This is a genomic window from uncultured Salinicola sp. (genome assembly GCF_937921195.1).
GTDB lineage: Bacteria > Pseudomonadota > Gammaproteobacteria > Pseudomonadales > Halomonadaceae > Salinicola.
The window spans coordinates 17,128-28,588 of record NZ_CALFQK010000027.1; the positions used below are offsets into that span (position 1 = coordinate 17,128).

Here is an 11,461-nt window from a genome sequence, read left to right on the forward strand (position 1 = left end):
CTGCATGCTGATCGCACAACTCACCGACCTGCATATTCGCCGGCCCGGCCAGAAGGCCTACCGCGTGGTCGAAACCGACCGCTATCTCCCCCCGGCGGTGGCGGCACTCAACGCGCTCGCTCCCCGGCCCGACGTGGTCCTGATCACCGGCGATGCCACCGATTTCGGCCGGCCGGAAGAGTACGCCACGCTGGCCGAACTCCTCGCGCCGCTGGAGATCCCCTGGTATCTGATCCCCGGCAACCACGACGATCGCCAGGCGCTGCGCGACGCCTTTCCCGCCCACGACTATCTCGGCGACGGCCCGTTCATCCAGTACGCCATCGAACGCTTCCCGCTGAGGATGCTGGCGCTGGATACCCTGGTGCCGGGCGAGAGCCGCGGCGAACTCTGCGCCGAGCGACTCGACTGGCTCGCCACGCGGCTGGCCGAGCAGCCCGAACGCCCAACCCTGATCTTCATGCACCACCCGCCATTCGCCACCGGCATCGCGCACATGGACGCCATCGGCCTGGCCGGCGCCAGCGGGATGGCCGCGATCGTGCGCGACTACCCCAACGTGGAGCGCATTCTCTGCGGCCACGTGCATCGCACGATCTTCCAGCGCTTCGCCGGCACCATCGCCAGTTGCTGCCCCAGCACCGCCCACCAGGTCGCCCTCGACCTGCGCGAGGACGGCCCCTCCGCCTTCGTCATGGAACCGCCGGGGTACCAGCTCCATCTCTGGCACGCCAATGAACTGATCACCCACCACGGCGTGATCGGCGATCATGCCGGGCCCTATCCGTTTCACGAGGAAGGCGGCCTGATCGACGAGTGAGGCACACGTGGCGCAGACGTTCTCACCTCGAGGAGAGCCCCGCCGCCGCCCAGGCCCTGATCAGGGCGGGGCCGTGGCGTAGCGCTGCAGCGAGTCGACCAGCGTTTCCGGCAGCAGGATGCCCTCCAGCTCGCCCTGGCGTCTCAAGTCGTAGCGTCGCTGCCCCGGGAGCCGCACGCCCTCTTGCGAGAGCATCGCCGAGAACAGCCGCTCCGCCCGGGGCAGATAGCCGGCGCCGAAGCGAGCGGGGTCGATCGCCAGCAGCAGATGCGCCACATTGGGCGGCTCTCCCTCCGCGTCGAAGAACGACGTCGCCTCGAAGCCGAAGTGGCCACCCGTGAGCCCGGCCGTGAGCAGCTCGATCATCAGCGCCAGCGAAGCGCCCTTGGCATCGCCCATGGGCACCATGCTGCCGGCGAGGGCCGCATCGGGATCGGTGGTGTCGCGCCCTTCGCTATCGATGGCCCAGCCGGCAGGTATCGTGTCGCCGGCCTTCTTGGCCAACATCACCTTGCCCCGCGCCACCTTGGACAGCGACAGATCGATCACCAGCGGTTCGGCCGAGGCTCGCGGGGACGCGAAGGCGATCGGGTTGGTGCCGAACAGCGGCACCTTTCCTCCCCAGGGCGCCATGGCGGAGGGCGCGTTGCTGAACGCCATCGCCAGCAGGCCGGACCGGGCCAGCGACTCCACCGGATGACCGGCCACCCCGAAGTGATGAGAGCGCCGGATCGCGATAGCGGCGACCCCCAGCACCTTCGCCACCGGCACGACGCGGTCGACCCCCGCCGCGATGGCCGGAAACGCCAGCCCATGCCCGGCATCGACGTGAACCACGCTGCCGCTGACCTGGACTTCGGGGACGGCGCCGCCGGTGACCTTGCCGCTCAGGATCTGATCGAGATAGAACGGCAGTCGAGCCAGGCCATGGGAGGAGAGACCGTCGCATTCGGCGGCGACCAGCGCCCGGCTGGTGACTCCGGCCTCCCGAGCCCCCACGCCCGCTCCCAGCAGGGCTTGCATGGCCAGTTCGCGGGCCTGGGCAATCGATAGTCGCCGGCGGCTCATGCGTTGTCCTCCAGCACCCGGCTCACGTTGCGTGCGGTCATGGCGCTGATAGTGACGTTCGACTCATGGGTGACGCCGGCGACATGGGGCGTCAGGACCAGATTGCAGGCCCGGGCGCGCGTCAGGACGCTGTCGGCGGGCAGGGGTTCGCGTTCGAACACATCGAGCATGGCGCCACCGATACGCCCTTCGCACAAGGCCTCGGTGAGCGCCGCCTCGTCGACGATCCCGCCTCGGGCGGTGTTGATCAGCACGCTGCCCTCGCGCATGGAGGCGATCGCATCGGCGTCGATGAGATGGCGCGTCTGCTCGGTCAGCGGCACATGGAGGCTCACGCCGTCGCTGCGGGTCAGCAGGGACTCGATCGTCTCGACACGCTCCGCCATCTGCCAGGCCGGATCCTTCGGATCGGCGAAGGGATCGAACGCGATCACGCTCATGCCCAGCGCCTGGGCGCGCCTTGCCACTTCTCTCGCGATACCGCCGAAGCCAACCAGCCCGAGCACGCATCCCTGGCTCTCGTGGCCGACCAGCGCCTGCCGCGGCCAGTCGCCATCGAGCACCGCGGCCGTCGAGTGATAGGCGCCGCGGCGCAGCATCAGCATGCCCGTGATGACATACTCCGCCACCGCCGAAGCATTGCCGCCGGTGGCGGGAAGCACGGCGATGCCGCGCTCCTGGCAACGCGCCACGTCGATATTGTCCAAACCGACGCCGAGTCGGCCCACGGCCTCGAGGTCGGGAAAACGGGAAAGCAACGCCTCGTCAATACGGGTTCGATTGCGCACGATGAGCGCACGCACGCCCTCCCCCATCGACAGCAACCGCTCCCGGTCCTCGACCAGCGCGGCATCGAAGTGGACCGAATGACGCCGCGTCAGCGTCTCGACGGCGGCGGCATCCATGAACTCGCTGATCACTACGTCAACCATTTAGATACTCCATCTGTCGGTAAAAATCGTCGTAGGGCTGCCAAGGCTATGTACGAAAAGTCGTCGAGCGATGACCAGACAAGGCAAAAATCAGCGAAAGTACGGAGTTTACGGATGTAAATGAGTATTTTGAGCTGATTTTTAACGCCGTATGGCCGAGCACAGGCAGTTTTCGTACAAAGCCGGAGTCAGCTCCAGAATCGGCCCCGCGGCAACGGCACGTTCAGCAATCCCGCAAACAGTCCGTAGAAGCCGGCGATGATCAACAGCAGGGTCACGAGATAGACCACCACGCGTCGCGCCGACCAGGCGTGAAAGTGGGCGATTCCCATAAGCAGCACGCAGGCCAGTACGCTCGAGGCCAGGAAGCCGAGCCACTTGAGCGTCAGGCTCCATGCCAGCACGATCACCACCAGCGCCAGTTGCCGCCCCCAGTGGCCGGGTGCCTGAGGCGATACCCGCTCCCGCCCCCGCAGCGCCTGTACCACGAGACAGCACCCGAAGATCAGCAATAGAACGCCGATCGTGCGTGGGAAAATGGCCGCCAGCATCGACATGTCGCGCGCGAACCAGAGCGCCCCGGCGGCCAGCACCACGGTAGCCAGACCCAGGGCGATCGATACGCCGGCGGATCCCGATGAGTGCAAGTCAGGTCGACTGTTCATGAGCCACCACCTCCCCCTGTGTGCGTTTTCGTCGCGCGCTCCAGAGCGGATAAAGCGCGAACAGAACGGTCAGCGCGATGATGCCGAGGGAGAGCGGGCGGCCGAAGAACACGCCGGCCACGGAGCCGGTGGCGTTGCCCATCAGGTAGCCCTGCACGAAACCCTGCTCGGCGATCGGGCCGAGGATCAGCCCCAGTACGATCGGCGAGGGCTTGATTCCCCACCGCGCCAGCAACCACCCGGCCACACCGAGCACCACCATCACCACCACGTCGAACGGATTGTTGCGAATGGCATAGGTGCCGATGATCGTCATGAACGCGATCGTCGGCACCAGAATGGCCTTGGGCACGCTCACGATGGACTTGAAGGCGTAGCGCCCGATCAACAGCCCGATGGGTAGCATGAGGACCGTAGCCACCAGCAGCCCGCCCATGAAGGTGTAGGTCACCGAGGCGTTGGTGGTGAACATCTCCGGCCCGGTGCGAAACCCCTGTACCAGCAGGGCACCGAGGATGACCGCATCCGGGGGTGTCCCCGGTATCCCGAGCACGAAGGTGGGGATGAAACCGCCGCCCACCGTGGCGTTGTTGGCCGTTTCGGTCGCGATGATGCCATCCGGCTCGCCCTTGCCGAACTGCTCCGATCGCGGCGACGCACGACGCGCCTCGGAGTAGGAGACGAGACTCGCGATGGAGCCTCCCGCGCCGGGCAGAATGGCGACGATCGTGCCGATAATGGCGCTGCGCAAGGCGTTCCACTTGCCTCTGAACATCAGCGTCACTCCCTCGCGAAAGCGCACCCCGCGGGAGGCCTCGGGCGGCTTCAGGTGCTCGCTCGGTGTCGCGACCAGCTCGATCAGGACCGGAATGCAGTAGAGCCCGATCAGTGCCGAGATCGTCTCGACCCCGCCCAGCAGAAACTGCGAACCGAAGGTGTATCGGGTATCGCCCCCGACCACGGCGACGCCGACCGTCGACAGCAGCAGGCCGATTCCCGCTCCGATGAACCCCTTGAGCGTCGAGCCCTCCGACAGCGACGAGATCAGGGTCAGGCCGAAGATCGCCAGCCAGAAATATTCGACCGGGCCGAACTTCAGGGCCACCAGTGCCAGCAGCGGCGCCAGGCAGAAGAGCGCCAGCCCCCCGACCAGACCCCCGATCACCGACGACAGCGTCGACAGCGTGACCGCCAGATCGCCGTCGCCACGTCGCGCCATCGGATAGCCGTCGAACGTCGTGGCAATGGCCGAGGGCGTGCCCGGCGTGTTGACCAGGATCGCAGCGTAGGAGCCTCCGTAGATGGCGCCGGTATAGATCGCCCCGAGCAGGATCAGCGCCGATTCTGTCGGCATCCCGAAGGTCACCGGCACCAGCACGGCTACCGCCATGGTGGCCGAAAGGCCGGGGAGCGAACCGATGATGATACCCGCCGCGACGCCGGCAACGGCGAGCAGCAGGTTGAATGGCGAAAGCGCGGCCAGCATAAAACCCAGAGTTTCCATGATCTCCCTCCGCGAGAGCCGTGAGCCTTACTGGCCAGCTTCCATGCGCTCCGCCACCCGCTGGTACTGGCGTTGCTGCTCGGCAAGGAAATCCTCGACCTGGTCCACGTCTTCATCGATCAGGACGAAGCCCAGCGCTTCCATGGACTTTCTGAATTCCGGATTGGCGTTGATGTCGGAGAAGATCTCCGAGAGTTTCCGCGTGACGTCTTCGGGAGTGCTGCGGGGAACGGCAATGCCGCGATAGGCGCCGCCGGTCATGTCGTATCCCAGCTCCTTGAACGTGGGGACGTCCGGAAACAGCGGGTGGCGCTCATCGGTGGCGACCGCCAGCGGGCGCATCTTGTCGCTATGGTTCGCCGCCGTCGTGGTGTAGCCCCACTCCGCCTGTACCTGATCGCCGAGCAGTGCCGCTACCGAGGCCCCCGTGCCCTTGAAGGGAATGTAGGTGGTCGTGATGTCGGCCAGCGCCTCGAAACGCTGATTGGCGATGTCGTTGGCGGAGTAGGTGCCACTTCCGGATACGGTCACGGCGCCAGGCGTCTTCTTCGCCGCCGCGATGAAGTCGTCCAGCGTCTTGTAAGGGCTGTCGTTGGCGACCAGCAGCGCATCCGGCGAATAGTGGAAGAAGATGAAGTTCTCGATATCTTCGGTCTGGTATCCGGCGCCCTGCTGCATCGGCTGGAGAATGATGTGTGGCAGGTTGGTGCCCATGATCGTGTAGCCGTCGCCATCCATCTCGTTGAGCTGGGACCAGCCCACGGCGCCGCCGCCACCCGCCATGTACTGGATGATGAGCTGGTTTCCGGTGATCTGCTGGAAGTACTTCTGCTGGAGGCGGGCGCTGATGTCGGACTCCCCGCCGGGGCCGAAGGGAATGATGTACTGCACGTCCCGTTCCGGAAATTGGCTCTCCTGGGCCTGCAGGGTGGTGGAGAACAGGAGCGCGGCGGCCATTGCCGACGCGGCTTTGAGAAAGGCATGGATCGTGTTTCGCTGGCGCATGATGTTCACTCTTGTATTGATATGGAAACATCCGGCCCGCCTCGTACGCTTTCGCGCTTGCGAGAAGTGCGGGCCGCCGACTGACTATCGATCTCCAGGGGTGGCGCGACTCAAGCGCTTTCGTAGAGCCGGGTGAAGACGAACTCGCGATGCCCCAGCGCCTCGGCGTTGGTGTGACGCCCGTTCGCCGTTCTCAGCATCATTTCCAGCAGTTGGTCTCCCGCCTGATCGGGGTTGATCTCACGACGCAGCAGGCCGGTGACATCGACATCGATGTGCTCGCTCATGGTGCGCACGGTTCGCGCGTTGCCGCAGATCTTGATGACGGGAAGGATCGGGTTGCCGATGACGTTGCCCTGGCCGGTGGGGAAGAAGTGCGCCACGAAACCCGCGGCAGCGCAGAGCGTGACCATTTCGGCCGCGGCCGACGACGAGTCCATGAACCAGAGCCCCTTGCCGGTCGGCGACTCCGCCTTGTCCAGCACGCCATCGACGCGACACTGCTTGCCGATCTTCTGGATATTGCCAAGCGCCTTCTCTTCGATCGTGGTGAGCCCGCCCTCGATGTTGCCCTTGGTGGGCTGGGATTCGGAGAGATCGTTGGTCTTGTGGCGATCGATCATGTCGCTGTAACGATCGAAGGTGGCCTGGAACTTCTCGCGAACCGCCGGTGACACACAGCGTTCGGCGACCAGATGCTCGCCCCCGGTCAGCTCCGAGGTCTCGCCGAACAGCAGCGTGCATCCCTCGCCGTACAGCTTGTCGAAGGCATTGCCCACGGTGGGGTTGGCCGCGCACCCCGAGGTCGTGTCGGACTCGCCACACTTGGTGGAGACCCACAGCTCGTGCAGCGGGCAGGTTTCCCGCTGCAATTCGCTGGCGTACTGCACGAACTCCCGCGCCTTGCGCGATGCCGCGCAGATCGTGTTGTGGTCGCCATTCTGCTCGATCCAGAACCCCTCCACCGGCTTGCCCGTGGCCCGGATGCCATCGACGACCTTCTGCGTCCAGCCGGGCTCGATACCGATGACGATCACCGCTGCCACGTTGGGATTGCAGCCGGTGCCGATGAGTGTCCGGAAGTGAAGGTCCAGATCGGCACCGAACTGCAGGCGGCCATAAGGGTGTGGCATCGCCAACGTGCCCTTGATGTTGTTGCCGACGGCCTCCGCGGCGGCGTTGGAGATGTCATCGACCGGCAGAATGATGACGTGGTTGCGGATACCGACCCGACCATTGTCACGGCGATAGCCGAGAAAGGTTTGCCCCTTGAGTTCCATGCTTACCACCTCTTCGTCTTGACGTTGTGAACGTGAAGGTGCTCTCCCGCGCGGATCGGCTGCACCACTCGCCCGATGTCCACGCTGTACTTGATGACGGCATCCCCCTCCTTCAGATCGCGGATCGCCAGCTTGTGGCCGATGGGGATCGCGCTCTTCACCTCGCACTCCATCGTCCGATCCTGATCCATGATCCAGCCGGTCACCTTCTGGCCCGCCTCGATGCCCTCCACCACCACGACGCCCACATCGTCATCGGCGTCGTGCACGACAAAATCGACACTCATGTCCCGTCCTCGCTGGTAGTGACTGAAAAACCGCAACTCATATATAAGACATAGTTTAAAAGACAGTCAACCATGTTCCAGATGAGACTTTGGGCCTATATACTGTCGGCGAGCGGGGTCACAACCTCGTCAAAGCGCTACCTTCAACAGGGACAAGATGACTGCCATGAGCGTGCCGAAGGCTCCGACGTTTCAACCTTTATACAAACAGATCAAAGACTTGATCATGGAGAGGATCGCCGACGGCGAGTGGCCGCCGGGAACGTTCATTCCCAGCGAATCGGCACTGGCGAGCAGCTACAGCGTCAGCGTGGGAACGCTGCGCAAGGCGCTGGACGAGCTGGTCAACGACAACATCGTGGTCCGCAGGCAGGGCAAGGGAACGGCCGTGGCCACCCACGACACGGACCGGACGCTGTTTCGTTTCTTCAATATCGTTCGCCATGACGGCGAGCGGATGCTGCCGATTTCGCGGGTGTTCAGCCGCAGCCGGCGCAAGGCGAGAGCCGAGGAGAGAGAGCTTCTCGGGCTTGCCGAGGGCGCGCAGGTGGTCCGGATTCGCCGGACGCGAGAGCTCGATGGTGAAGCGGTACTCGTGGAGGAGATCGTCGTCGACGCGGAGCGGTTTCCGGGCCTGGAGAAACAGCCGGAGATCCTGCCCAATACGCTCTACCAGCTCTACCAGCAGCATTACGGTGTCAGCATTGCCCGTGCCGACGAGCAGCTGACAGCCGTCCTGGCCACGAAGGACGACGCCGATCATCTCGGCGTCGCGGAGGGAACGCCGCTCATCCAGATTCGTCGCATCGCCAGCGACTATCAGGGAGAGCCACTGGAACTGCGCACCTCACGGCTGTGCACGACCCACTACTGCTATATCGCGCAGGTTTAACCCCGCTCGCGTCGCGTGGGCTCGAGCATGCCCTCCAGCACCTTGCCGTCCAGCGAGTCGGTGGAGAGTCCCAGCAGTCGGGCGAAAGTCGCCCCGGCGCTGTCCATGCGCTGGATGCCGCGAGCGGTATCGAATGGCAGTTCGACGCCTGATCGAATGTCGGCGCCGTGGAAGAAAGCCACGCCGTGGTTGGAGGCGAACCCGGTGCTGGCCGTGGGCACCTGCGGGCCGTGGTTGGCGCCGGGAGTGACGAGTTCGTCGACGGTATCGCCGCGCTGGTTGGTGCCCCAGACGAAGCCGGGGGCGTAGGCGAAGAGCACGTCGCCCATGCGCTCGCCCCAGTAGCCCAGCGGGCTGGCGTCCTGCTTCTTGAGTGCCAGCGCGACCACGTTACGCTCGCCGGTGTCGGTATCGACATACCAGGTGGTCAGCGCCTTGAGGATGCGCGTCTGTACCCGCTCGATCTCGGCTGCCGGCACGAGGTCGCGATTGACGAAGATCTCCAGCCCGCCGCGCTCGTCCTTGAGCAACGCCTGGCTCGCGGCGACGTCGGGCTTGCCCTCGCCGTCGATCGTGCACAGGTCGAATTCGGCCAACCGCCTGTGGATATCACAGAGGTGGGAGTTGGGCACGTCGCCATGGTCGGAGGCGAGCACCAGCATGGTGTCCTCGTCGCAGCCCACCAACGCCCGACCCACGGCGGCATCGAGAATGCGGTACGAGCGCCGAATGACGTCGAGATAACGCTCGTGATCGCTGGCCGTGTAGAACTTGGATTCGGGATCACACTGGGCGAGGCAGGTGTGATGGGTCTCGTCGTTGAGCCGGAAGACCGTGGCGAAGAGCGAAAAGCCCTCGTCATTGAGCAGGGTCAACGCACTGTCGACCAGCCACTCGAGCTGGTAGCGCCCCTCTTCGAAACTGGTTTCGAAGTAGCGGGTGTCCGGGTCGGCGGAGACCGCCCACTTGGAGATGAACGGGCCGTGGCGCTCGATCAGCCGGCGCGCCAGGCCCGGCCTGCCACTGCTGCCTTCCGGCGCGGTGATCTGGGACTGCAGCAGGTCGATCCTGCCGCTGGCGACGTCGAGATCGAGCAGCTTGAAGCGCACCGCCGCCGGTTTGCCCTCAATGGCGTGCTCGTCTGCCAGTGGCAGCCAGTCGCTCCATTCGCCGACCCTCAGGCTCGCTTCCGCTTTCGCGATCTCGAGACGCAGACGCTCCCCGTCGAGGCGCAACGTTACCGGTACCGGCTCGCCGCGATGGGCGGGAATCAACGCGACGAAACCGTCATTCGTGCGCTCGATGGCGAACCGATTGTGCTTCTGGTGGTGAGCCAGCGTGCCGGTGGGTGGCCAGCCCAGCGCTTCGGTCGATGGTGTCGATGTCCACCGGTCGAGATGGGTGCTGTGCAGGCACGCCGGCGCCAGCTCCATCGGCGCCGGTCCGCTGCCGCTCCAGAACGGCGCGAAGCAGAGATCGCGCTCGCCCGCGGGCACCAGGCTTTCGGGAAAATGGACCAGCGCCGCCCGCTGGCCGGCGTCGCGCATCAGCTCCAGCAGGTGTGCAGTGCCGCTGGGCGGGAGGCGCTGGCCCACCCAACTGGTGCCGGGCGCCTGGCCGGTGAGAAAGGTGACGAAATTGGTATCGCCCCAGGTCGAGATATAGGGCAGCAGCCGCGTCGAGCCACCCTCGTCGCGCAGGCGCTGGATGTTCGGCAGCACGCCCTCGGCGCAGAAGCGCTCGACCAGCTCGGGAATCAGGCCATCGACGCCCAGCAGCAGGATTTTACGGTTCTGACTCATGAGATCTCCTGTGGGCGCCAGTTACTGGACGGTGTACTGGTCGATGATGGATCGATCGATCTCGATGCCGAGGCCCGGCTTGTCGAGCACTTCGACACAGCCGTTGGCGTTGAGCTGGAACTCGCCGCCAATCAGCTCCTGACGGAACGGATGCGCCGATTGGTCGTACTCGAGCATGGGTTCGTCGGGGGTGAGCGAGAGCGGCTGCGGCGGCAAGGTGGCGATCAGTTGGACGGCGGCCGCCAACCCCACGCCGGTGCCCCAGACGTGCGGGATCATTGGTACGTGAAAGGCCTGGGCCAGCGCGGCGATCTTGCGACACTCGGTGAGGCCGCCGGCGGCGCCGATATCCGGCTGAATCACGTCCAGCGCACCTTCGCTGATCCAGTCGCGGTAGCCGATCTTCGAATACTCGTTCTCGCCGGCGGCGATCCAGGTACGCGAAACGCCCTTGAGCTCGCGATAGCCGTGGCGGTTCTCCGGGCTCAGCGGCTCCTCGAACAGATGCACCCGCGTCTCTTCGAGCTCCATCAGGATGCGTCGCGCCGCCGGCACGCTGTAGGCGCAGTTGGCATCCATCATCAGCGCGATCTCATCGCCCACCGCCTCGCGCACCGCACGCATGTCGCGGATGTCCGCCTCGATGCCGAAGCCGGTCTTGATCTTCATCGCCCGGTAGCCGTTGGCCTGATGGCGCAGCGCCTCCTCGACCACTTCCTCGGGATAGTTGCCGCCCTCGCGGCGATAGAAGCCGGTGGCGTAGGGGCGGATCTCGTCGCGGAACGCGCCACCCATCAAGCGGTGGATCGGCTGGCCCAGCGCCTTGCCGGCCAGATCCCACAGCGCGATGTCGATCGCCGCGATGCCGAACAGCGCCACGCCCTTCTGGCCGTAGGGGCGGGTGTGGTTGTACATCGTCTCCCACAGCACCTCGCGCTCGAACACCGAACGCCCGATCACCAGCGGCTTGAGCGCGTGTTCGACCATCGCCTGGGCAACCTGCGGCGGCTGCAGCCCGTGGTTGACGCACTCGCCCCAGCCGATCAGGCCATCCTCGGTGTGAATCTCCACCAGCATCGCCGTGCGCTGATGCACCCAGCCCTGGGAGAACGAGAACGGCTGTTCCAGCGGCGCGGCCAGTACGTGGGTCTTGAGATCAGTGATCTTCATGGAGAGTGACTCCGCAACGGATAGAGAATGGGATGA

Annotated in this window: 11 protein-coding genes; 2 read left to right on the plus strand and 9 right to left on the minus strand. The window is 65.2% G+C overall.

Annotation, left to right across the window (positions count from 1 at the left end):
• Positions 1-4 precede the first annotated feature (4 nt).
• Positions 5-820 (plus strand): phosphodiesterase, encoded by an 816-nt coding sequence (locus Q0602_RS02180; RefSeq protein WP_298838232.1) that lies wholly within the window; start codon positions 5-7, stop codon positions 818-820.
• Positions 821-880: 60 nt separating this feature from the next.
• On the opposite strand, the gene Q0602_RS02185 is transcribed toward Q0602_RS02180, so the two are convergent.
• The 7 genes from Q0602_RS02185 to Q0602_RS02215 all read right to left on the minus strand — a co-directional run bounded on the left by Q0602_RS02185 (position 881) and on the right by Q0602_RS02215 (position 7,561).
• Entirely contained in the window at positions 881-1,888 is a 1,008-nt protein-coding gene (locus tag Q0602_RS02185; RefSeq protein ID WP_298838235.1) for an Ldh family oxidoreductase, read from the minus strand.
• Complete coding sequence (locus Q0602_RS02190; RefSeq protein WP_298838238.1) at positions 1,885-2,820, minus strand: hydroxyacid dehydrogenase; 936 nt, start codon at positions 2,818-2,820, stop codon at positions 1,885-1,887. Before Q0602_RS02190 ends, Q0602_RS02185 begins: the two co-directional genes overlap by 4 nt.
• 188 nt (positions 2,821-3,008) lie before the next feature.
• Positions 3,009-3,485 (minus strand): tripartite tricarboxylate transporter TctB family protein, encoded by a 477-nt coding sequence (locus Q0602_RS02195; RefSeq protein ID WP_298838241.1) that lies wholly within the window; start codon positions 3,483-3,485, stop codon positions 3,009-3,011.
• Positions 3,469-4,989, minus strand: coding sequence for a tripartite tricarboxylate transporter permease (locus Q0602_RS02200; RefSeq protein ID WP_298838246.1), 1,521 nt, complete (start codon positions 4,987-4,989; stop codon positions 3,469-3,471). Before Q0602_RS02200 ends, Q0602_RS02195 begins: the two co-directional genes overlap by 17 nt.
• Before the next feature lie 27 nt (positions 4,990-5,016).
• On the minus strand, positions 5,017-5,994 hold the full coding sequence (locus Q0602_RS02205; RefSeq protein WP_298838249.1) for a tripartite tricarboxylate transporter substrate binding protein: 978 nt from the start codon (positions 5,992-5,994) through the stop codon (positions 5,017-5,019).
• A 110-nt stretch (positions 5,995-6,104) separates the two neighbouring features.
• Entirely contained in the window at positions 6,105-7,274 is a 1,170-nt protein-coding gene (locus Q0602_RS02210) for a UxaA family hydrolase (protein WP_149434987.1), read from the minus strand.
• 2 nt (positions 7,275-7,276) lie between these two features.
• Entirely contained in the window at positions 7,277-7,561 is a 285-nt protein-coding gene (locus Q0602_RS02215) for a UxaA family hydrolase (RefSeq protein ID WP_149434988.1), read from the minus strand.
• A 157-nt stretch (positions 7,562-7,718) separates the two neighbouring features.
• On the opposite strand from Q0602_RS02215, the gene Q0602_RS02220 reads away from it, so the two are divergent.
• Positions 7,719-8,453: a GntR family transcriptional regulator gene (locus tag Q0602_RS02220; protein ID WP_298838256.1), complete on the plus strand. Its 735-nt coding sequence runs from the start codon at positions 7,719-7,721 to the stop codon at positions 8,451-8,453.
• Here Q0602_RS02220 and Q0602_RS02225 read toward each other — a convergent pair.
• Together Q0602_RS02225 and Q0602_RS02230 are read right to left on the minus strand one after the other, a co-directional pair.
• Complete coding sequence (locus Q0602_RS02225) at positions 8,450-10,255, minus strand: alkaline phosphatase family protein (RefSeq protein WP_298838259.1); 1,806 nt, start codon at positions 10,253-10,255, stop codon at positions 8,450-8,452. The genes Q0602_RS02220 and Q0602_RS02225 overlap by 4 nt on opposite strands.
• A gap of 21 nt (positions 10,256-10,276) precedes the next feature.
• The gene (locus Q0602_RS02230; protein ID WP_298838264.1) at positions 10,277-11,425 is read right to left on the minus strand and encodes a mandelate racemase/muconate lactonizing enzyme family protein; all 1,149 of its coding nucleotides are present in this window, start codon (positions 11,423-11,425) and stop codon (positions 10,277-10,279) included.
• Positions 11,426-11,461 lie beyond the last annotated feature (36 nt).